This is a genomic window from Nocardia sp. NPDC051929, from assembly GCF_044548645.1.
Lineage (GTDB): Bacteria > Actinomycetota > Actinomycetes > Mycobacteriales > Mycobacteriaceae > Nocardia > Nocardia sichangensis.
This window is the reverse complement of the sequence record NZ_JBIUCG010000038.1, coordinates 18,201-37,439: the sequence shown is the minus strand read 5'-3', so window position 1 is coordinate 37,439 and position 19,239 is coordinate 18,201. Positions and strand designations below refer to the sequence as shown.

The 19,239-nt window shown below is 67.6% G+C and carries 25 protein-coding genes; 16 read left to right on the top strand and 9 right to left on the bottom strand.

Features of this window, described 5'->3' with window-relative positions:
- Positions 1–70 precede the first annotated feature (70 nt).
- The 6 genes from hemB (at position 71) to ACIHAX_RS35995 (ending at position 3,309) form a co-directional block, all read left to right on the top strand.
- On the top strand, positions 71–1,048 hold the full coding sequence (gene hemB, locus ACIHAX_RS36020; protein ID WP_364424309.1) for a porphobilinogen synthase: 978 nt from the start codon (positions 71–73) through the stop codon (positions 1,046–1,048).
- A 5-nt stretch (positions 1,049–1,053) separates the two neighbouring features.
- Positions 1,054–1,569, top strand: a complete 516-nt coding sequence (locus tag ACIHAX_RS36015) for a hypothetical protein (protein ID WP_355071947.1) — start codon at positions 1,054–1,056, stop codon at positions 1,567–1,569.
- Between the two features lie 321 nt (positions 1,570–1,890).
- The gene (locus tag ACIHAX_RS36010) at positions 1,891–2,373 is read left to right on the top strand and encodes a hypothetical protein (RefSeq protein WP_355071949.1); all 483 of its coding nucleotides are present in this window, start codon (positions 1,891–1,893) and stop codon (positions 2,371–2,373) included.
- The gene (locus tag ACIHAX_RS36005; protein ID WP_355071951.1) at positions 2,370–2,630 is read left to right on the top strand and encodes a hypothetical protein; all 261 of its coding nucleotides are present in this window, start codon (positions 2,370–2,372) and stop codon (positions 2,628–2,630) included. The genes ACIHAX_RS36010 and ACIHAX_RS36005 overlap by 4 nt, the downstream gene beginning before the upstream one ends.
- Positions 2,631–2,687: 57 nt before the next feature.
- Positions 2,688–2,918 (top strand): hypothetical protein, encoded by a 231-nt coding sequence (locus ACIHAX_RS36000; RefSeq protein ID WP_397282089.1) that lies wholly within the window; start codon positions 2,688–2,690, stop codon positions 2,916–2,918.
- A 169-nt stretch (positions 2,919–3,087) separates the two neighbouring features.
- A complete protein-coding gene (locus ACIHAX_RS35995) occupies positions 3,088–3,309 on the top strand; it encodes a hypothetical protein (protein WP_355071954.1) in 222 nt (73 codons plus the stop codon).
- 21 nt (positions 3,310–3,330) lie between these two features.
- Here the strand turns inward: ACIHAX_RS35995 and ACIHAX_RS35990 are convergent, their stop codons facing one another.
- Entirely contained in the window at positions 3,331–3,717 is a 387-nt protein-coding gene (locus tag ACIHAX_RS35990; RefSeq protein ID WP_355071956.1) for a hypothetical protein, read from the bottom strand.
- Between the two features lie 192 nt (positions 3,718–3,909).
- Between ACIHAX_RS35990 and hemL the strand changes: the two genes are divergently transcribed.
- The 8 genes from hemL (at position 3,910) to ACIHAX_RS35950 (ending at position 11,301) form a co-directional block, all read left to right on the top strand.
- Positions 3,910–5,229, top strand: coding sequence for a glutamate-1-semialdehyde 2,1-aminomutase (gene hemL / locus ACIHAX_RS35985; protein WP_397282087.1), 1,320 nt, complete (start codon positions 3,910–3,912; stop codon positions 5,227–5,229).
- 359 nt (positions 5,230–5,588) lie between these two features.
- Positions 5,589–6,239 carry a histidine phosphatase family protein gene (locus ACIHAX_RS35980; RefSeq protein ID WP_355072138.1) on the top strand — a complete coding sequence of 217 codons (651 nt, stop codon included), beginning with the start codon at positions 5,589–5,591 and terminating at the stop codon, positions 6,237–6,239.
- Positions 6,236–6,877: a TlpA disulfide reductase family protein gene (locus ACIHAX_RS35975; protein WP_356962575.1), complete on the top strand. Its 642-nt coding sequence runs from the start codon at positions 6,236–6,238 to the stop codon at positions 6,875–6,877. The genes ACIHAX_RS35980 and ACIHAX_RS35975 overlap by 4 nt, the downstream gene beginning before the upstream one ends.
- Positions 6,874–7,128 carry a hypothetical protein gene (locus ACIHAX_RS35970; RefSeq protein ID WP_364424300.1) on the top strand — a complete coding sequence of 85 codons (255 nt, stop codon included), beginning with the start codon at positions 6,874–6,876 and terminating at the stop codon, positions 7,126–7,128. The genes ACIHAX_RS35975 and ACIHAX_RS35970 overlap by 4 nt, the downstream gene beginning before the upstream one ends.
- A gap of 40 nt (positions 7,129–7,168) precedes the next feature.
- Positions 7,169–7,996 (top strand): cytochrome c biogenesis CcdA family protein, encoded by an 828-nt coding sequence (locus ACIHAX_RS35965; RefSeq protein WP_364424298.1) that lies wholly within the window; start codon positions 7,169–7,171, stop codon positions 7,994–7,996.
- The gene (locus ACIHAX_RS35960; RefSeq protein ID WP_364424296.1) at positions 7,993–9,639 is read left to right on the top strand and encodes a cytochrome c biogenesis protein ResB; all 1,647 of its coding nucleotides are present in this window, start codon (positions 7,993–7,995) and stop codon (positions 9,637–9,639) included. The genes ACIHAX_RS35965 and ACIHAX_RS35960 overlap by 4 nt, the downstream gene beginning before the upstream one ends.
- A gap of 2 nt (positions 9,640–9,641) precedes the next feature.
- A complete protein-coding gene (gene ccsB / locus ACIHAX_RS35955) occupies positions 9,642–10,607 on the top strand; it encodes a c-type cytochrome biogenesis protein CcsB (RefSeq protein ID WP_397282084.1) in 966 nt (321 codons plus the stop codon).
- A 40-nt stretch (positions 10,608–10,647) separates the two neighbouring features.
- Positions 10,648–11,301: a Uma2 family endonuclease gene (locus tag ACIHAX_RS35950; RefSeq protein WP_364424292.1), complete on the top strand. Its 654-nt coding sequence runs from the start codon at positions 10,648–10,650 to the stop codon at positions 11,299–11,301.
- Positions 11,302–11,532: 231 nt separating this feature from the next.
- Here the strand turns inward: ACIHAX_RS35950 and ACIHAX_RS35945 are convergent, their stop codons facing one another.
- The 6 genes from ACIHAX_RS35945 to ACIHAX_RS35920 all read right to left on the bottom strand — a co-directional run bounded on the left by ACIHAX_RS35945 (position 11,533) and on the right by ACIHAX_RS35920 (position 15,805).
- Positions 11,533–12,252, bottom strand: coding sequence for a hypothetical protein (locus ACIHAX_RS35945; RefSeq protein WP_364424290.1), 720 nt, complete (start codon positions 12,250–12,252; stop codon positions 11,533–11,535).
- Positions 12,253–12,632: 380 nt separating this feature from the next.
- Complete coding sequence (locus ACIHAX_RS35940; protein WP_355071971.1) at positions 12,633–12,986, bottom strand: hypothetical protein; 354 nt, start codon at positions 12,984–12,986, stop codon at positions 12,633–12,635.
- A gap of 235 nt (positions 12,987–13,221) precedes the next feature.
- Positions 13,222–13,488: a hypothetical protein gene (locus ACIHAX_RS35935; RefSeq protein ID WP_397282081.1), complete on the bottom strand. Its 267-nt coding sequence runs from the start codon at positions 13,486–13,488 to the stop codon at positions 13,222–13,224.
- On the bottom strand, positions 13,485–13,973 hold the full coding sequence (locus ACIHAX_RS35930) for a DNA-directed RNA polymerase subunit beta (protein ID WP_364424284.1): 489 nt from the start codon (positions 13,971–13,973) through the stop codon (positions 13,485–13,487). The genes ACIHAX_RS35935 and ACIHAX_RS35930 overlap by 4 nt, the downstream gene beginning before the upstream one ends.
- Positions 13,970–14,431, bottom strand: a complete 462-nt coding sequence (locus tag ACIHAX_RS35925) for a hypothetical protein (protein WP_364424282.1) — start codon at positions 14,429–14,431, stop codon at positions 13,970–13,972. The genes ACIHAX_RS35930 and ACIHAX_RS35925 overlap by 4 nt, the downstream gene beginning before the upstream one ends.
- Before the next feature lie 213 nt (positions 14,432–14,644).
- Positions 14,645–15,805 carry a helix-turn-helix domain-containing protein gene (locus ACIHAX_RS35920; protein WP_397282078.1) on the bottom strand — a complete coding sequence of 387 codons (1,161 nt, stop codon included), beginning with the start codon at positions 15,803–15,805 and terminating at the stop codon, positions 14,645–14,647.
- Between the two features lie 128 nt (positions 15,806–15,933).
- On the opposite strand from ACIHAX_RS35920, the gene ACIHAX_RS35915 reads away from it, so the two are divergent.
- Positions 15,934–17,004 carry a GNAT family N-acetyltransferase gene (locus ACIHAX_RS35915; RefSeq protein WP_397282093.1) on the top strand — a complete coding sequence of 357 codons (1,071 nt, stop codon included), beginning with the start codon at positions 15,934–15,936 and terminating at the stop codon, positions 17,002–17,004.
- Positions 17,005–17,296: 292 nt separating this feature from the next.
- On the opposite strand, the gene ACIHAX_RS35910 is transcribed toward ACIHAX_RS35915, so the two are convergent.
- The gene (locus ACIHAX_RS35910; protein WP_355071981.1) at positions 17,297–17,947 is read right to left on the bottom strand and encodes a hypothetical protein; all 651 of its coding nucleotides are present in this window, start codon (positions 17,945–17,947) and stop codon (positions 17,297–17,299) included.
- Positions 17,948–18,256: 309 nt separating this feature from the next.
- Here ACIHAX_RS35910 and ACIHAX_RS35905 point away from each other — a divergent pair, with 309 nt between their 5' ends.
- Positions 18,257–18,865, top strand: coding sequence for a hypothetical protein (locus ACIHAX_RS35905; protein ID WP_356962556.1), 609 nt, complete (start codon positions 18,257–18,259; stop codon positions 18,863–18,865).
- Between the two features lie 166 nt (positions 18,866–19,031).
- On the opposite strand, the gene ACIHAX_RS35900 is transcribed toward ACIHAX_RS35905, so the two are convergent.
- The gene (locus ACIHAX_RS35900; RefSeq protein ID WP_355071985.1) at positions 19,032–19,238 is read right to left on the bottom strand and encodes a hypothetical protein; all 207 of its coding nucleotides are present in this window, start codon (positions 19,236–19,238) and stop codon (positions 19,032–19,034) included.
- Position 19,239 lies beyond the last annotated feature (1 nt).

Here is a 19,239-nt window from a genome sequence, read left to right as displayed (position 1 = left end):
GGGCCCGGCGTCGCGGAGCGGGCCACGGGCGCTCGCGACAGCGGATCGCGCCGGGCGTATCGTGCGATTCATGACCGGAATGGACCGCCCACGGCGGTTGCGCCGTACTCCCGCTCTGCGCCGTCTCGTGGCCGAAACCACGCTCGAACCACGGCAATTGGTGCTGCCGATGTTCGTGGCCGACGGCTTGGCGGAGCCGCGTCCGATCGGCTCCATGCCGGGCGTGGTGCAGCACTCGCTCGACTCGCTGCGCAAGGCGGCGGTCGAGGCGGTCGCGGCGGGTGTCGGCGGCATCATGCTGTTCGGCGTGCCGCGTCCGGAGGACAAGGACGCGGTAGGCAGCGCGGCCAGCGATCCGCGCGGCATCCTCAACCGCGGCCTGCGCGCCCTCGCCGACGAGGTGGGCGACTCGACCGTGGTCATGGCCGACACCTGCCTGGACGAGTTCACCGATCACGGGCACTGCGGTGTGCTCGCGGCCGATGGCGCGGTCGACAACGACGCGACGCTGGACCGCTACGTCGAGATGGCGCTCGCCCAGGCCGAGGCGGGCGCCGACCTGCTCGGCACCAGCGGCATGATGGACGGCCAGGTAGGCGCGATCCGGCGCGGTCTGGACGCGGCCGGGCGCATCGATACCGGCATCCTGGCCTACTCCGCCAAATACGCTTCGGCGTTCTACGGACCGTTCCGGGAAGCGGTCGCTTCCTCGCTGGAAGGCGACCGGCGCACCTATCAGCAGAACCCGGCAAATCGGCGCGAGGCGATCCGCGAGCTCGAACTGGACCTGGCCGAGGGCGCGGACATCGTCATGGTCAAGCCGGCCATGTCGTATCTGGACATTCTCCGCGAGGTCGCCGATCACTCGACGGTCCCGGTCGCCGCCTACCAGATCTCCGGCGAGTACGCGATGATCACCGCCGCCGCCGAGCGCGGCTGGATCGACCGCCGCGGCGCCGTCCTCGAGTCGCTGCTGAGCATTCGCCGGGCCGGCGCGGACTTCGTGCTCACCTACTGGGCGACCGAGGCCGCGAACTGGCTGTCGTGACGAATATGGCGGGACCGTTCGCCGCGGGCTCGGCCCGGCCCCCGATGCCGGAGGATGTCGGTACCGCGCGGCAGCTGTGGTGGGGTGTCGTCGGATTCGGCGTGGTGCAGTTGATCGCCTCGATCGTCGCTGCCCTGGATCAGCGGCGCACGTTCGCCGAGCAGGTCTTCGAGCAGGCCAGGACGCAAGATCCGCAGGTCACGATGGCAAGCGCCGAGCTCATGGTGTCGCTGGTCTACGTAGTCGTGGTGCTGATCGGGCTCGGTCTGTCCGCGCTCGCTCTGGTGATCGTGCACCAGTTCGGGCGTGGCAAACCGTGGGCGCGCACCGTGCTGACGGTCCTCGGCGCCTGGTCCGTGGTGATCGGCGTCGGCGCGTTGCTGGCCATCGACGCGGTGACCGGGACGGCCTCGCTCGTCGCGGGCGGTGCTTCCATCGTGCAGGGCGTGCTCGCGGTCGGCGCCATCTATCTGTCCCACCGACCCGAAGCCACCGCTTACTTCCAGCCGGGCAGGCGTTGAGGCTCTGAATGGAACAGGTTTCCAATTTGTCCGAGACAGTCCGGCATGTATGGTGAGGGTTGTCACAGTGGACGTGGAAACCGGTAGTCGTCTGCCGTTCGTTGGCGCTTATTACGCGCGCGAACTCGGCAAATGGCTCCGGAGGATCGGAGGCATCGATGCGAGTGGTGATCCAGCAGCCGCACAGCATTCGGCGGGATCTGGCCGTCTTGAGTCTGCTGATTCTGTTCGCCGTGCTGACCGTCGCCGTGCTGTTGCTGCCCGGCTTGAGTCGCTGATTCCGCTCTCCGCCTTGGTCCACGCTGCCGCGGGGGCTCCGGCGTGACCGCCGAAGCCGTGTTGTTCACCGAGCCGGGCGCCCGCTGGCGCGCCGTAGCCTACGGGCCGATCCTGTGCCTGGCCGTTCTCGTCCTGGAACTCGTCACCGGTGGTGACGTGCACTGGTTCGCCCTGCTGTTCTGTGCCGCGCTGATCGCCGGTTTCGTCGCACTGCAAGTGGTCGCGGGCAAACGGCACGTCGGCGTCGAACTCACCGCGGAGACGCTGCGTTCGGGCACCGAGTCGCTCCCGCTGAGCTCGATCGCGGAGGTCATGCCGGAACGGGACGAGAACTCCTGGGACGACGAAGAGTGGGAGTCGGCCAGGGCGCTCGGTGAGCTGAGCGGCGTGCCGCGCCGCCGTACCGGCATCGGGCTGCGGCTGGCCGACGGCAGCCTGGTGCAGGCCTGGGCCAGAGACCACAAGGCGCTGCGCGCGGCGTTGACCGAGGCCGTTCAACGCAGTTCGGACGGAGTGGACCGATGAGGCGCTGGCTGGTCGCGGTGCTGGTGGAAGTGGATCTGTTCGTGCTCGCGCTGATCGGGGCGGCGTTGAGCGCACGCGCGGGCATGCGCACCACCGATTTCCCGCCGTCCGGCGACGCCCCGGGTTTCACCGCGATCCGCTATGCCGCGCCTTGGTGGCTATTGGCCACGCTGCTCGTCGCGGTGGCCGGTGTGCTCGCCATCGACGCCGCGGCCCGGCTCGCGCGTGGACTGCGTGGCGCCGGAGCCGTGCGCTGATCGACGCGAATTCGTCTGCGGTCGTTTCATGCCGCGCGTAGCGGGAACGCCGATCACATGAAACCAACTGTCCAGCGAACACTTTTCGGTGCGGTGGCGGCCGGTGTGATCGGCGCGGCCGCAGCCGTACCAGCCACCGCGTCCGCCGAAACCGTTCCGCAAGAGCCTGTTCCGGTGACACCCGCCTTCGCGGCCACGCCGCCGGCACCGCTGCTGCACGCGCTGCCGACGCCGTTGGCGTGCCTGGTGACGACCGGCTTCGTCGCGTTCTGTCTGGGCATCACGTAGCCACGGATTGCCTGCTAACCGCTGCGGACCGCGCGCAGGCGGGTTACCGTGCTACCGCTCCCGGTTCGGCGCCCGACGCCCGCCGACCGTGCGCTTTGGTTGGAATGGCCCTGGGGCCGTTAGTATTTCGGCCGTATCTGGTACGTGCGTCGATGAAGGAAAGTGTTCGATGAACCGGTTCGCCGTGAAGATTTGTGCCGCGTTTGCCGTGGCCGCCGCCCTCGGACTCGGGGCCGCGCCCGCAGGCGCGACCCCGGGACTGCCACTGGAGGACGCGAACCCGGTCGATGCGCCGATCCTGGTGCCGGATTCCGGATCCGCCGGCCCTTACAACGGGTTCATGTGCTTCCTGCACACGATGTCGGCGCAGGTCCCCTGCATGTACGCCTGACGGCGGCGGCCCGGCGCCCGTTCAGTTCCAGTGCTGGTAGATGTCCAGCACACGGCCGTCGCGGGTGCCGGGGGCGTTCAGGTAGACGGTCACCGTGCCGTCCGGATGGCCCGCCGCCTCCAGCACCACCTGGCGCAGTGTGGCGTGCACCGCACCGCGGTCGTCGCGGTAGATCGCGGAGTCGTTCTTCAGTCCGGCGCCGATCCGGCTGGGCGGGACGAACATGGTGACCACGGCGGGAATCGGCCCGCCGGCCAGCGCTGCGGTCGCCGTGTGGTCCAAGGGGATGGCCAGCCGCACGTCGTCGATTTGATCGAGCGGCTGCGCGGCGGCGGATCCGGCGCCGAGTGCCATTGCGGCCCCCGCGACGACGGCGAGCACACCCACGCTGACGATGGCAATCCGCATGCAGACCCTCCCGAACGATGGACGAATGTGAGCTGAGACTACGCACCGGCAACCGTTCAGCGATCGAAATCCGCGCGAACCCCACCTCGGCGTGTTGCCGGGCGGCTGCGGCCTGCATCACTGCACTACACCCTGTCGTCAAGCCGATTTTCCGGTGCTGAGAGACTGGAACTCGTGAGTTCTTCTCCGCGCGTGACCAGTGCAGCTGTGCCGGTTTCCGCTCAGCTCTTCGACCGGGCGAGTTCGGTGATTCCGGGTGGCGTCAACTCTCCGGTGCGGGCATTTCGATCCGTCGGCGGCACACCGCGATTCATCGCCTCGGCCGACGGCTGGAGGCTCGTCGACGCGGACGGCAACGAGTACGTCGACCTGGTCTGCTCCTGGGGCCCGATGATCCTCGGCCACGCGCATCCGGCGGTAGTCGAGGCGGTGCGCGGCGCGGCGAGCGGGGGTCTGTCCTTCGGCGCGCCGACCGAAGCCGAGATCGAACTCGCCGAGGAGATCGTGCGGCGGGTCACGCCGGTGGAGCGGGTACGGCTGGTGAACTCGGGCACCGAGGCGACGATGAGCGCGGTCCGGCTGGCCCGCGGCTACACCGGACGCACCAAGATCATCAAGTTCGCCGGTTGTTATCACGGCCACGTCGACGCGCTGCTCGCCGACGCGGGCTCCGGCGTCGCCACGCTCGGGCTGCCCACCTCGCCCGGCGTGACGGGCGCGCAGGCCGCCGACACCATCGTGCTGCCCTACAACGACATCGACGCCGTCGCCGCCGCGTTCGCCGCGAACCCGGGTCAGATCGCCTGCGTGATCACCGAGGCGGCGGCGGGCAACATGGGCGCGGTGGCGCCGCTGCCCGGATTCAACGCGGGACTGCGCGCGCTCACCGCCGAGCACGGGGCGCTACTCGTCATGGACGAGGTGATGACCGGATTCCGGGTCAGCGCCGCGGGTTGGTTCGGCCGGGAAGGCGTCGCGGGCGACCTCTACACCTTCGGCAAGGTGATGAGCGGCGGTCTGCCCGCGGCCGCGTTCGGCGGTCGCGCCGAGATCATGAACCACCTCGCGCCGCTCGGGCCGGTCTACCAGGCCGGGACGCTGTCCGGTAACCCGGTCGCGGTGGCCGCGGGCCTCGCCACACTGCGCGCGGCCGACGAGGCGGTGTACGCCGCGCTGGACCGCAACGCGCGGCGGCTCGGCGAGCTGTTCACCTCGGCGCTGACCGCCGCGGGGGTCGGGCACCAGGTCCAGTTCGCAGGCAATATGGTGAGCGTGTTCTTCGCCGAACGCCCGGTCACCGACTACGCCGCCGCCAAGGCGAGCGAGACCTGGCGCTATCCAGCGTTCTTCCACGCCCTGCTCGACGGTGGCGTGTACGCGCCGCCGAGCGCGTTCGAAGCGTGGTTCGTCTCCGCGGCGCTCGACGAGGACGCGTTCGACCGTATCGCTGCCGCCTTGCCCGCCGCCGCGCACGCGGCGGCGGCCGCCACCCCCGAAGGATCCCGCGCGTGACCTCCGACCTCGATCAGCCCGATGCCGACCGGCGCGAGCCGGCCAAGCCGTCCGCCGCGCCGGAGGTGACCGCGACGCACGGCGCGACCGCCGTCGCGGTCGATCCGGCCGCGGACGCGACCGTGATCGACGCTGGTGAGCAGTTCGCCGCCGCGAGCGCCGGGACGCAGACCGCCGAGCCAGGATCCGAGGAATCCAGCCTGGTCGACGCGGGCGCCCAGTTCGCGGCGGCTGCCGCGTCGTCGGACGCGCAGGTCGTCGCGGCGCGTAAAGGGGACAAGCCGGCTCCGGCCGAGACCGAGACCAATGGAACCGAGGCGGCGGAGCACGCCGACGCGCGGACCAGCGCCACCGACCGGGTGCACGACGGCGGCGCCGCCGCGATCGAGACGATCGTGCACGTCCTGCGCCACGGCGAGGTGCACAACCCGAACGGCATCCTCTACGGCCGCCTGCCCGGCTTCAGCCTTTCGGTGGCGGGCCGTGCGCAGGCCGCCGCTGTCGCGCGGACCCTGGCCGATCACGACATCGCCGTGGTCATCGCGTCGCCGCTGCAGCGTGCTCAGGAGACCGCCGAGCCGATCGCCGCGCAGCACGACGTCATCGTGCGCACCGACGAGAACCTCATCGAGGCGGGCAACACCTTCGAAGGCCTGCGCGTCTCGGTCGGCGACGGCGCGCTGCGCAAGCCGCGGCACTGGTGGAAGCTGCGCGACCCCTTCACCCCGTCCTGGGGCGAGCCGTACCTCCAGATCGCGCACCGCATGCTGGCGGCCGTGAACAAAGCCCGGGTCGAAGCGGCCGGGCGGGAGGCCGTGCTCGTCTCCCACCAGCTACCCGTTTGGACGCTTCGGCGGTTCCTCCAAGGCCAGCGCCTATGGCACGACCCCCGGCAACGGCAGTGCTCGCTCGCCTCGCTGACCTCGCTCGTCTATCACGGCGACACGCTGGTCGACATCGTCTACTCCGAGCCCGCGGGCGGCTCGGACCCCTCGGTGCACGGCGCATGACGCACCGCACCGCGTTCCCCATCCCGCCTTCGGCGCGCGCCGGGCGGGTGCTGCCGGCTCTGCTCGCGTGCGTGGCGCTGATCGCCGCGCTCGCGGGTTGTTCGACCGGTTCGGACGCGGTGGCCTCGGGCGGCACCTTCGAATTCGTCTCGCCCGGCGGCAAGACCGACATCCGCTACGACCCGCCCGCCGCGCGCGGCACCATCGGCAAACTCGCCGGTCCGGACCTGATGACCGCGGGCAAGACCACCTCGGTGGAGGACTACGCGGGCAAGGTCGTGGTACTCAACCTGTGGGGCCAGTGGTGCGGTCCGTGCCGCGCCGAGGCGCCCGCCCTGGAAAAGGTCTACGAAGCGACCAAGGACAAAGGCGTCGCCTTCCTCGGCATCAACGTCCGCGACCCGCAACAGGACAAGGCCCAAGATTTCGTGGTCGACAACAAGGTCGGCTACCCGTCCGTCTACGACCCGTCGATGCGCACGCTCTTGGCGCTCGGCGGGAATTTCCCTACCAGTGTCATCCCCACCACGCTCGTCCTCGACCGGCAACACCGGGTCGCCGCGGTATTCCTGCGGTCCCTGCTGGCCGAAGATCTGCAGTCAGTGGTCGAAAGTATCGCCGCGGAGGAATCACAGTGAATCGCGACCGTCGTACCCGCCACCTGCGTGCCTGTCGGCCACGGCAGGGCGCCCGACGAATCGGCGGCGGATGGGCCGTCGACGACCGGTGGGCGGGCATCGCCACCGTGCCGCGCAGCGTCGCGGCCGAGTCGTTGCTGGACTTCCCGGCGTTCGACGCGGCCGAGGAACCCGCGGCCACCGAGCGCACGGTAGCGCCACGCCGCGGCGCCGGACGATCGTCCGAGGACACGCGGGAGGACTCGGTGTGACCCTCGCGCGCACCGCGCCGCGTACCGGGGAGGACCTGTGATGGTGCTCGCCGCAGTCGGTGATTCGTTCCAGCAGACGGCGGCCTCCGGGCCGCTGCTGCTGGCGCTCGGCGCGTGCCTGCTCGCGGGTCTGGTGTCGTTCGCCTCGCCGTGTGTGGTGCCCCTGGTGCCGGGGTACCTGTCCTATCTGGCCGGACTCGTCGGCGCGGAGGCGCCGCCTGCCACGGTGGCGGAGGCCACCGGCGGACGCGTCGCGACTGCCGCGCGGCCGTTTCGGTCGGGACGGATGCGGGTCGCGGGTGCGGCCGGTTTGTTCGTCGCCGGTTTCACCGTGGTCTTCGTGCTCGCCACCGCGACCGTGTTCGGCGTCATCCAGACCCTCAACGTGAATCGGGAACTGCTGCAACGCATCGGCGGTGTGGTGACGATCCTGATGGGCCTGGTCTTCATCGGCCTGGTGCCCGCGTTGCAGCGCGACACCCGGATGGAACCGCGCAGGCTCACCAGCCTCATGGGCGCTCCGCTGCTGGGCGGGGTGTTCGCGCTGGGATGGACGCCGTGCCTCGGCCCCACGTTGTCGGGCGTCATGGCCGTGGCCGCGGGCACCGACGGGACCACGGCGGTGCGCGGGGTCGCGCTGATCATCGCTTACTGTCTCGGCCTCGGTCTGCCGTTCGTGGTGCTGGCGTTCGGGTCGGCGAGCGCGCTGCGTGGGGTCGGGTGGCTGCGCCGCAATTCCCGCACCATTCAGATCATCGGGGGCATGTTGCTCGTCGCGGTCGGCGCCGCGCTGGTCACCGGGGCGTGGGACCAGTTCGTCGCCTGGGTGCGGGACGCGTTCGTCTCCGAGGTGACCCTGCCGATATGACCGTGACCGACCACCCCACGATCGAAAGCCCCGAGCGTCCGCCGCGTCAATCGCTGATCGGGCGGGCCTGGGCGTTCCTGCGCAACACTTGGCGCGGGCTCACCAGCATGCGCACCGCCCTGGTGCTGCTGTTCCTGCTCGCCCTCGCCGCGATTCCCGGCGCGCTGCTGCCGCAGCGGAACCTGAACGAGCAGAAGGTCGAGCAGTACATCGCGAGCCGGCCCACGCTCGGCCCGTGGATGGACCGCTTCGAGCTGTTCGACGTGTTCTCCAGTTTCTGGTTCACGGCCGTCTACGTGCTGCTGTTCATCTCACTGGTGGGTTGCATCCTGCCACGCACGCTCGACCACTACCGCGCTCTGCGCACACCGCCGGTGCGCGCGCCGCGCAATCTGACGAGGCTTCCACACCACTACGCGGCCCGGGTCGAGCGGTCGCCGCAGGAGCTGATCGACCACGCCCGCGCCCAGCTGCGCGGCTGGCGCACCGAGGTCCGCCCCGGCCCCCGCGAGGGTGAACTGGCGCTGTCCGCGGAGAAGGGCTACACCCGCGAACTCGGCAATCTGGTGTTCCACCTCGCGCTGGTCGGGCTGCTGGTCGCCATCGCGATGGGCAAGCTGTTCGGCTACGAGGGCAGCGTCATCGTGCTGGCGAACAACGGCCCCGGCTTCTGCACCACCTCGCCCGCGGTGTTCGACTCGTTCAAGGCGGGCAACGTCAACGATGGCACCGGCATGACCCCGGTCTGTGTGCGGGTGAAGGATTTCCAGGCCGACTACCTGACCAACGGGCAAGCGGAGATGTTCACCGCGAACCTCTCCTACCAGGCGGGCGACGATCTGCGGACGAACACCTGGCGCGACACCAGGGTGCAGGTCAACCATCCGCTCCGCGTCGCGGGTGACCGGCTCTACCTGCAAGGACACGGCTACGCGCCGACCTTCACGGTGACCTTCCCCAACGGCCAGACCCGCACCGAGTCCATTCAGTGGCGGCCCGACGACGCCTCGACGTTCCTGTCCAGCGGCGTGCTGCGGATCGACCCGCCCGGTGGGATGTACGCCACCGACGAGGAGCGCCGCAAGAACCAGATCGCGATCGAGGGCTTGTTCGCGCCCACGGCAATGTTCCACGGATCGTTGCTGTCCTCCGCGTACCCCGCGATGAACGATCCCGCTGTCGCGGTCGACATCTATCGCGGCGACACCGGCTTGGACACCGGTAAGCCGCAATCGTTGTTCGCCCTCGATCCCGAGCAGGTCAAGCAGGGCAGGCTCGCCAAGGAGGCCAGGGTCAATCTCCGCCCCGGCGAGTCGACAACGCTGCCGAACGGCACCAAGGTCACCTTCGACGGCGCGCAGGAGTTCGTGAATCTCCAGGTCTCGCACGACCCGGCCCAGCAGTGGGTGCTGGTGAGCGCGCTGCTGATGATGGCGGGCCTGCTGGTCTCGCTGCTGATCAAGCGCAGGCGGATCTGGGTGCGGGTCTACCCGGCCGAGGACACAGCCGGTACCGTGGACCAACGACGCACTGTAGTAGAGATGGGCGGGCTCGCCAGGACCGACCAGGCGGGCTGGGGCGGCGAGTTCGACCGGCTGCGCGCGCGCCTGCTCGATGAGCACGCCGAGACCACGGGAGAGTGACGATGCCGATCGACGAGACCATCGCCAGGTACAGCGATTTCGCCTTCAAGACGGCGATCGTGGTGTACGCGCTGGTGCTGGTGCTGCTGATCTGGCAGTACGCGACGGCGCGCAGCCGCCAGGTCTCCGAGCGCGAGCTGGTGACGGTGGGTGGCGGATCGACACCGCAGGGACCCGGCCGCGTCAGCGAGCCCGAGGGGCGGCCGCTGTCGGAGCGGCTGGGCAACATGGCGTTCTCGGTGCTCATGGTGGCTATCGCGCTGCACGTGGGCTCGATCGTGCTGCGCGGCTTCGCCACCCACCGCTTCCCGCTCGGCAACATGTACGAGTTCGTCACCATGGCGACGGCCGCCGCCGTGCTGGTCGGGATCGCGCTCCTGCGCGAGCAGCGCTACCGCGCCATGTGGGCGTTCCTGCTGGTCCCCGTGCTGATCCTGCTGTTCCTCGCCGGCACGGTGCTCTACGCCGACGCCGCACCCGTGGTGCCCGCGTTGAAGTCGTTCTGGCTGCCCGTGCACGTGACCATCGTCAGCGTGGGCAGCGGCGTCTTCCTGTTCGCGGGTGTGGCGAGCATGCTCTTCCTCTACCGCCTGCGTCAGCCGGATGGCCAGGAGTCGGCCAACGTCCTCGGCGCCATCGCCCGCCGCCTCCCCGACGCCCGCACCCTGGACCGGCTCGCCTACAAGGCCACCATCATCGGCTTCCCCCTCTTCGGCGCGGGCGTCATCCTCGGCGCCATCTGGGCCGAAGCCGCCTGGGGCCGCTTCTGGGGCTGGGACCCGAAGGAAACCTGCTCCTTCATCGCCTGGGTCCTCTACGCCGCCTACCTCCACGCCCGCGCCACCTCCGGCTGGCGCGACACCAAGGCCGCCTGGATCAACATCGCGGCCTTCGTGGCGATGCTGTTCAACCTGTTCATCATCAACATGGTGATCAGCGGGTTGCATTCGTATGCGGGGTTGAACTGAGGGGCGTTCTGACCCCTGCATAGGCCGCTACCATTGCGGCATGTCGGTGCCACACATCCAACGGCCGGACCTCCCTGAGTCGATGACCTGGGAGGAGTTGGAGCGACTCCCCGAGGAGATCGCGGAGCAGATCGAGTTGTGGGACGGTCGCGTGGTCTGGGTACGACGCGGGCCCGGCGAACACCAGGTCTTCACCCGTCGGCTGACCAACTCCCTCGAGCGCTGTGCGCGAAAGTCGATGGCGGACCGGCCGGAACACTGCTGGCGCGTCAACTTCGAAACCAACGTCTTCCTGGGACGCACCGGCAAGTCCAACTTCCTGACCCCGGACTTCCTCGTTCACCGCTGTCTCGAATCGCCCTATCAGGACGTACGGGGAGGCGATGTCCTCCTGGTCGGCGAAGTCTTGTCCCCGTCCAACACGCAGACGGACATCGAAGCCAAGAAAGGTCGGTACGCCAGCGCTGGCATCCCTTGGTACTGGGAGGTGACGTTGGCCCGTGAGGTCAGCGCGATCGCCACCGTTCGCGCTTACGGTCTCGACATCGGCCATGCGCAACTCCCGGACGGAGTCCATCCGCTCCGTGCCGCTAATTACATCCTCGCGGCCGAATGGACCCACCAGAACCGAGACGGTATCGAGTTCGACCGCCCGTTCGCGATCGCTATCCCATGGACCGAACTCGAATTCTGACGTCAGGTCGGCTCGCCCCATCACGGTGGCAGCCGCGATCATCGATCATCGATCGCCCTGGTGCAGGAGGAGGCCGGACCTGCACGTTCCACAGTGATGGCATCGCCTTCGCCGAACCCGACCTTGCGGAACGGGCGAAGGAGATCGTCCGGGACGAACTCGACCGGGGCACGGCCGAGGGCCACGCGGCCTTAGCCGTGATGCTTCGCCCATTCCGCTCACACTCAGTGGTCAGACAGTACTGGAGGCTCCGGACCCCGCCGGTCCCATCCAGGCGCGCAGGTCCACGACGCTGTCGCAGTAGTCGTCGGTGTCGTCGAGAACCGGCTGTCGAGCGAGGTCGCCGGTACGCACCAGCGGTGCCAGTTCTTGGGCGAGGTAGGCGTATCCGGTCGGGCGGCCGTCGGTGCCGCTGACGGCCAGGTCGATGCCGTAGGTGCGGTCCGTGCGGGTGACATGGATGTAGATGCGGCAGGTGTCGGCGTCGGTGTACAGGAATCCTGCGAACGTGTAGTCGTCGGCGAACCAGGGCAGGCCGCCACCGACCAAGAGGCTGAACAGACTGAACAGGCGTTGGTCACCGGAATCGGCTTCGGCGGTGTAGTCGAACCCGGTATCGGCCGCGGCGAGGACGGTGTTGCCGTGGCTGTCACGCGGTTGGTCCTCGTGGTCAGCCAGTAGCTGTGTGACAGCGGGCGCGACGGTGAACCGGGCGTGGTCGACAGCGCCAGGAACATCGAGCAGGCCTGTGCCGGAAGATAATTCGTAATCCACGGCGATTCCTGAGACAATCGTCGCGGTCGGCGACAGCACGATCCGGGCATGTCCGGAGTTGGCGCGTACCACTCCCCGCACCCGGGGGCCGACTGCAGTACCGGCCGGGGCGAGGACCAACGGAATCGTGCGGTACAGCAGCAGATCGAACCGGCCGTCGGCGTCTGGATCGGGCACCGAGTTACCTCCTTGGTCGACGAAGTGTTTCCACCCACCCATCCGGAATCACGTTCGTGCGCTCATATAGAGCCTGCTGTCGCGGTAATCCCAAGGGTTTCTTCGATCTGATCAGAGAATGAGGTGTGGGCATAGTGAGCGGAGACGGTCGACGAAGCAAGGACGGTGTTTCGCTGATGACAGTCACGATTGAACCCAGCACGGCCGCAGGACTTCGTTCGCGCCATCGAGAGGCCCTGCGGCGTCTAGGGCTGACACGAGAGGAGATCGGGGAGCTCGCCGCTCGGTATGCTTTGACGACAGAGGAACTGGCGGCATGGAACGAGTTGCGATCCATCGAGTTCCTGCTCGGTGATGCGTGAGGTAGCTCGATCCGCTGGCTACGCCGGTTCGGCCCAGAATCCAGCCCTATCGATCACGATGGCGCATGGCTGGTTGAGCACCCCCGCCTTGTAGACGGCCTCGCTGAGGTGAGTCGACATCAGAACCATCCACGTCTTCCACGGCGTGCTCTCGCCATTGGGAGTTCCAGCTTTCGCCGCGAGGCGCGAATAGTAGTCATGAAGTTCCTGGTCGGTGAAGCGGAACTCTACGGGGGGAACCACCGGTGATTCGCCTACAGCCGTGAGTAGCAGCCGACCTGCGCTGCCGCGGCCGATCTGGTATCCCCACTCGTTACCGGCACGAATCACCGAATCAGTGAGTTCAGCCAGATTCGGATCAGACTTTTCCACCACAGGCTCCTCCTGGGTAGGCGGTGATGATCTTGCCTCTCTCGGTGATGGCGCGTCAGCGGCCCGATACGGCTCCATCGCCTCCAGCGGGTGGTGGTAGCGCGCCGTCCTGACTGCCAACTTCATTGCTTTTCAACATGCTTTGACGCACCGGCCACGACTTTGGTTCCCTCGATCGGTTCCCTTGAGTGACTCGATCCCTTCTCTGGTGTCGACGGGCACCCGGCTGGCCTTATCAACATTCGAGGTAGAGCCGCTCGTTCGGGAGGCGGGGGAGGCCGGTGGGGTCGCCGGGTAGGACGGTTACCGCGCCGGGGCGGTGGCGGGCGTTCCAGTCCTGGACGAATACCAATGCGGCGGTGAGGCATGCGGCGAAGTCCATTCGTTGGTCGTGCAGGTAGACCGAAAGGTGTACGTCGGGTTCCTCTGGGTGCGGGGACTGGGTGCGGCCGGTCATGAGACTGCGAATCGGCGGCGTGATCGATTCGCCGTGCGCGTTCATCGGCCTGTCCTGACCGCGCGTGTGAGCAGGGATGCTTGCACTGCATCCACCACCAGCCGTCCTGAGGGCCGGTAGGTGTCGCAGGGAACCTCGAGCCATGCGCGGTATGCGGCGTTGCTGTCGGCCGGGGAAGGGAGGGCGATCAATCCGCCGTCGCGGATCACCTTCACGCGATCCCGGAACAGGCCCGCGAAGATTCGAGGTTCGTCGGGCAGATCAGGCCGCACCAGGAATGTCCAGGTCAGGGAATGCGGGTGCGTAATGATCGGGCCGAGACCGTATCCGCCGCTGCGCAACCGGTCCGTCGCTGCCCGCCCCAACGGCTCCGGCACCGAGACACCCCACACCAGCGAACCTGCTCGCACCACGATTCGGCCGAGTGCTTCGGGTTCTACCTCGGCAGGCAGCTGACAGATCATCTTGTAGTACGCGCACCGCCCGGATGGGGTTGCCAGATCGAAGCCTTCGATGCCTGGCGCGCTCATGACTGAGCCTCCGCGTCCCCCGACGGTGCCGGGGTGGGGTACAGGGCGCGGCCGAGCATCACGTGTCCCGGCATGATCACGCTGCACACTCGCGTGAAGTCGGCCGGAACCGAGCCGCCCAGATGCGTCATCCCCGGAACTATCACCGCACTCGCGCGGGCGACGTGCACCATTTCCAACACACGCGCCGCCGCCACCGGCGATACCGTGTGCGGCGCAACCACATAGATCGCGGCCAGTGTGTAACCGTGCCGCCGTGCGAGCGCCTCGATCGTCGCTCGATCGTTCACGGCGTCTGCCCCCGCGACCGCCGCGCACCGCATCCCGATGGCCAGTGCGCCGTGCGTATATGTGAGCGAGCCACGCAACGGCGTCGACGCGTCTTTCAGATACGCCGCGATCCGCTCCAGCTCAGGCACTCCCGCCCGATACAACCCCTGCCGACTGCTCGCATCCATCCCCTGCGCCTCCCTGCGATCCGATTGGAAAGCACCCGACGCCGAGGGCACAGCACCCGCCAGCGGTGATAGCTGTACTGGTGCGGCCGGGATTTCGAAGCGGCCGGCTCACCCCGGCGTCGGGGCCGGAGAAAGCGTCACAGGCCGAGAACGTGGTCGACAATGGCACTCTCGGCAGACCGACCGGCGAAAGTGCCATCGAGAGCCGAAGCTTCAGTACTCCAGTCGCAGTAGATCAGCGAGATCTCGCATCTCAGGTGTCAGAGTGCGCCGTCTGGTGATGATCCGGCCGAGCAAATCCTTGGCGGACCGTTGTTCGATCAGCCACGGGCGGGCCTCGCGGGACAGCTGAACCAGAACATCGAACGCGGTGTCATAGCTTCGAAGTTCGATGTGTGCTGCGGCGACATCGAGCAGATGCCTGTTCCGGTTGTCGGAGGTCGGGCGCAGCCCTGACGGCACGTCGCGGGCCAGGCGTAACGCGAGGTCGGGACGGTCGTCCACGATGGCATTCTCGACCCGCTTCATGGCGACCGTGGCAGGTCCGAACGTCGTCCAGTACTGGTGATAATTACCCGAATCCCGTTTGACCGCTGCCGCTGCCGCGTTCGCGAGGCGCATCATTTCGTCCGCCTCGTCTGGCCGGTTGTCGCGTATCGCTGCGGCCGAGCCACGCAACAGCAACCACCCCCAGGTCGACAGCTCCCGTGTGGTGGCGACCGACAGACGCGGCTCGACACGGTCAGCCCACGACACGGCCAAGGTGCGGACCTGCTCGAACTGCCGTTCTACAAGAAGCAGCCAACACAAAGTGATCACTGCCGACGCGGAATCGAGCGCGTTCCCGGTCGATTCGGCATCCCGGAGTGACTGCTCGAGGGCGGTTCTCGCTGGCTGGAGTTGCCGAGTCTGGACCAGCACCGACCCGACCAGTTGCAGGATCCGGGACCGCATGAGCGGCGACGCGGCGCGTCCATCGAGTATCAAGCGGGGAAGTTGCCGACTCAATTCGTCGTACTCGTTGTCGTGGTAGAGCTTCACCGCTGCGACAAGCGACTCGTTCACGCTCCGCTCCGTAGGCATTTCGACCGCGTGTCCGTCTGCGCTCGACACGAGAGCTCGCCGAGTTGGAAGCCAGAGTTCGCCGCTTTCGGTCTCGGGTCGGCGGGGGGTGGGCCCGAGAAGAGTCGAGAGCGGGCAGCTCATCGCGACGGCCAGCCGTCGAAGTGTCTGTATGCGAGTGTCATCGCGCTCGCCCTGTTCGATCTTGCGAATCAGAGATAGCGATACCCCTGAACTCTGTGCGAGTTCACGTTGCGTCAGACCGCTCCGCTTGCGAACAGATCGCAAGCGTTCCCCGAGATCTGTGCTCATGGCCCGAGGCTACGGGACCTTGGGATTCTCGTCAGGCTCGTCTCGAACCAGCACGGTCGAACCCGCTAGCGCCCGGGGCCGCGGACGGTGATCATCGTCTGGTGGGGAAGAACTCGGATACGGCCCGGATGCGTCGCGTGCCGGAATTGACCGCAGCGGCAGATGACTTGGTTCTTCGACCTTGGTCGATGTCGTCTGCTGATCTCGACCTGGTTCGGGAAGCATCGGACGACGACACGATCCCGTTGATCACCACTGTGCCGTCGATCTACACCGCGGAAGCGGCGAAGGAGTTCGTCGAGCGGCAGTGGGAACGATCCGTGAGCGAAAGCGGGTACCCCTTCGTGATCGCGCGAGCGACGGACGGTAAGCCGCTCGGCAGTATCGGAGTCTGGACCAAGGATCTCGGAGAGGGCCGGGCATCGGTCGGGTACTGGCTGGTGCGGTCCGCTCGTGGGCAGGGGGTGGCCGCACACGCGCTGCGGGCGGTCGCGGACTGGGCGTTCGAGCAACTGGCCGTTGCCCGGCTGCAGCTCCACGTGGAACCGTGGAACACCGCCTCCATCCGGACTGCCGAGCGGGCGGGATTCCGGCGTGAGGGGCTGCTGCGCGGGTGGCGGCAAGTCGGCGAAAGTCGTCGCGACATGTTCATGTACGCGCGGCTCGCCCCGAGCCGCCCGTCGGCGAGACCGCGGTCGCTGACCGGCCCCACGGCTCGTGTTGCTGAAGAAGCCGATGTCGACGGGATCGTCCAACTGCGCGTCGCGGTGGCAGCGGAGGGCAAATGGATCGGGGCCGAAGCGCCGTTAGACGTGGAAGACGCCGCACGGCAGATCCGAGCGCATCTCGGCGACGAGAAGCGCGGTGTCTTCGTGACGGAGATCGACGGAGGCATCGTGGGCACGGCGACGGTCTACTTCGGCACACCTGGCGTCACCACCTTCGGCATGATGGTCGCGGCGGATCGGCGGGGACGTGGCATCGGGCCGGTGCTGCTGGAGCAAGTCATCAGTTGGTCGCGGGATCGGGGCGCCCACAAGGTGAGTCTGCAAGTATGGCCGCACAATCAGCGCGCGATGACGCTCTACGACCGAGCGGGTTTCGAGGTCGAGGGCGTCTTGCGCGGGCATTACCGACGCCGCAGCGGCGAGCTGTGGGACGCGGTGCTCATGGGCCTGCCACTCGACGGTGTGGGCTGACGAGCGCACGCCTGGAGTATTTCGCGGAAAACTAGGGTTTTTATTGGCGCGATTGCGCGAAAATAATTGAATGCGCACGTTTCAGACTGTGCGGCCCGAATTGTGTGAGATCGCCGCTGGTTTACGACGCTTGTAACGCACGAGTGGCAGCACGCGAATTCCCCACCGGCAGAACAAATAACGTTCCGAGCCTCGCCTTAAGGGACACAAGACTTCGAATGTCTGTTAATCGGCCGCAAAGTCGCGGCTCCCTCGTGGGCGGAAAGTCCGTATCGCGGAGGTGTAACGGCACCTACAGCCGCGCCACGCAAACCACGAAATGCCTTTGCTGGTAGACGATTCCGCTGTCGGCCGACCCGCACGCGTTGACGTCGACGGTGTTCTGCTTGATGTCGATGACCCGGACCGCGCCAGGGGTGTGGGCGGCGCAGTCGAGACGCTTGGGGCTGCCGGGTGTCAGTTCCATGCAGCCGCCGACGACCCAGTCGATGTCCAGGCACAGCGCGGCCTGTGTCGCCCCGTGCAAAGTTTCGTTGTAGGTGTGGTCGGCGTCGGTGGGGCAGGTGGCGTTCGCCGGTGCCTTATCGACGACTTTGTAGACGGAGTTCTGGCTGCCACAAGCGGTTTTGTCGATCGCGCCTGCTCCGCCGAGCTGTACGCAGTCGCCGATGTTCACCTGCATGCTGGTGGCGCTCTTGTTGGACGCGCCGCGCATCGCCGACGTGGTCGGCAGCGCTTCCGTGGTGGTCGGCAGCGGCTCCTCGGTGGTCGGCGGGGGAGCCGAGGTTGTTGCCGCGGCGGCGTTCTGAGCGGCGGCCTTGGCCGGCTCATCGGCGGGGCCGGACATCGATAGCGCGGCGACGACCACGATGGTGGCCGCCAGTCCGGTCCCGACCATGAAGGCGGCCAGGGTGATACCGGCGCGGACACGTTGGCGCGACACGTACGTCCTCCAGAGCTGTGAACCCTTCGACCCACCTAGCGACCCGAAGTTGTGAATCTTGCGGATTGAAGACCACGCCATGCTTACACTACGCGGCACGTCCGCGTCGAGTTTTCCTTCCCAGGCGTAGCGATCCGCGCTGGGAATTCACGTACGTGTCGGTATCCGGGCCCGGTGTGATCACGATCGGATAACGAACTTCGCGATCAGGTGTGCCGGTCGCCAAGTCTGGAAACTAGTCACGGGCGCTGTACAGTCACACGCCATCCGGCCTCCGGAGCCGGTGTCTCGGTGAGAAGGAATTCCAGAATGAAGTTCGGCACTATTGCCGCCATTACGCTCGGCGCGGTTGCCGCAGTGGGCATCACAGCGGGGGCCGCGAACGCGAAACCCGTAGAACCGGAGCGTGAGATCACGACAACCGGGGTAGAGCAGGGGGTCGACTACCACACCACGGTCTCACGCGAGACCGGAGCCATCTCGACCGCCGTCGAGCACGGCACCTTCGCGGTGGCCGACGACGGCACCAAGATCAAGCTGACCTCCGATACCGGGGCCGTGGTGGCCGAAGTGCCGCTCACCTTCCAGGTTTCCGGCAGCAAGCTGTCGGTCGCGCACGAAATCAGCGACAGCGGACGGCGTCTCGCGCTCACCCCGGTGGCAGGCGCCAAGGAGATCGGCGAGATGCAGCCGATCAGCTCGATGAACCGTCTCATCGCCGAGTTGAACCAGAACGTGGTCGGCGTGGTCGGCGGCGCGCTGCTCGGCGGACTGCTCGGGGCTCTGATCGGCCTGGGCTTCTTCAGCATCATCACCGGCCCGATCGGCCTGGTCGTCGGCGCGATCGCGGGCGGAGCCATTCAGGGTGGACAGCCGTTCACCGACGCGCTGATGGCGGTCGTCAACGGCGAACCCTGATCGATGGTGCGGATCGGACGCGGCAGGCGCACCGCAGCGCGCCTGCCGCACCCGGACCGGGTTGTCGATCGTCGTGGGGTTGAAGGTTCGACCCACGGCAGAGCGATGAAATCGCGCGAACGCCGGATACCGCTGGACGCGTGCTATCGCGCGGGTACTGCGAAGATCAACGCTCGGCGGAACCGGACTCGCCGTCACGGTGCTGGCGAGATAGTCGCCAGAGGAACTCCGGGTCGTCGTCGGGTCCGATGACGCGCTTGCGCCGTGGTGAACGCGATTGCGGGGCAGTGGGTCCAGTCCGCTCGGGGCCGAACGCCTTCCAGCACAACACCGCTATTGCCACCACCGCGATGAGTGCCAACAGGTACGTCACG

What these genes read in the sequence shown, in the direction of transcription:
- ACIHAX_RS36015 (WP_355071947.1), top strand. Translation starts at nt 1,054, where the DNA reads ATGGCGGGACCGTTCGCCGCGGGCTCGGCCCGGCCCCCGATGCCGGAG.
- ACIHAX_RS35905 (WP_356962556.1), top strand. Translation starts at nt 18,257, where the DNA reads ATGAAGTTCGGCACTATTGCCGCCATTACGCTCGGCGCGGTTGCCGCA.
- ACIHAX_RS35920 (WP_397282078.1), bottom strand. Translation starts at nt 15,805, where the DNA reads ATGAGCACAGATCTCGGGGAACGCTTGCGATCTGTTCGCAAGCGGAGC.
- ACIHAX_RS35935 (WP_397282081.1), bottom strand. Translation starts at nt 13,488, where the DNA reads ATGAACGCGCACGGCGAATCGATCACGCCGCCGATTCGCAGTCTCATG.
- ACIHAX_RS35990 (WP_355071956.1), bottom strand. Translation starts at nt 3,717, where the DNA reads ATGCGGATTGCCATCGTCAGCGTGGGTGTGCTCGCCGTCGTCGCGGGG.
- ACIHAX_RS35975 (WP_356962575.1), top strand. Translation starts at nt 6,236, where the DNA reads ATGACGCACCGCACCGCGTTCCCCATCCCGCCTTCGGCGCGCGCCGGG.
- ACIHAX_RS36000 (WP_397282089.1), top strand. Translation starts at nt 2,688, where the DNA reads ATGAAACCAACTGTCCAGCGAACACTTTTCGGTGCGGTGGCGGCCGGT.
- ACIHAX_RS35950 (WP_364424292.1), top strand. Translation starts at nt 10,648, where the DNA reads ATGTCGGTGCCACACATCCAACGGCCGGACCTCCCTGAGTCGATGACC.
- ACIHAX_RS36005 (WP_355071951.1), top strand. Translation starts at nt 2,370, where the DNA reads ATGAGGCGCTGGCTGGTCGCGGTGCTGGTGGAAGTGGATCTGTTCGTG.
- ACIHAX_RS35995 (WP_355071954.1), top strand. Translation starts at nt 3,088, where the DNA reads ATGAACCGGTTCGCCGTGAAGATTTGTGCCGCGTTTGCCGTGGCCGCC.
- ACIHAX_RS35915 (WP_397282093.1), top strand. Translation starts at nt 15,934, where the DNA reads ATGCGTCGCGTGCCGGAATTGACCGCAGCGGCAGATGACTTGGTTCTT.
- hemB (WP_364424309.1), top strand. Translation starts at nt 71, where the DNA reads ATGACCGGAATGGACCGCCCACGGCGGTTGCGCCGTACTCCCGCTCTG.
- ccsB (WP_397282084.1), top strand. Translation starts at nt 9,642, where the DNA reads ATGCCGATCGACGAGACCATCGCCAGGTACAGCGATTTCGCCTTCAAG.
- ACIHAX_RS35965 (WP_364424298.1), top strand. Translation starts at nt 7,169, where the DNA reads ATGGTGCTCGCCGCAGTCGGTGATTCGTTCCAGCAGACGGCGGCCTCC.
- ACIHAX_RS35930 (WP_364424284.1), bottom strand. Translation starts at nt 13,973, where the DNA reads ATGAGCGCGCCAGGCATCGAAGGCTTCGATCTGGCAACCCCATCCGGG.
- ACIHAX_RS35960 (WP_364424296.1), top strand. Translation starts at nt 7,993, where the DNA reads ATGACCGTGACCGACCACCCCACGATCGAAAGCCCCGAGCGTCCGCCG.
- ACIHAX_RS35925 (WP_364424282.1), bottom strand. Translation starts at nt 14,431, where the DNA reads ATGGATGCGAGCAGTCGGCAGGGGTTGTATCGGGCGGGAGTGCCTGAG.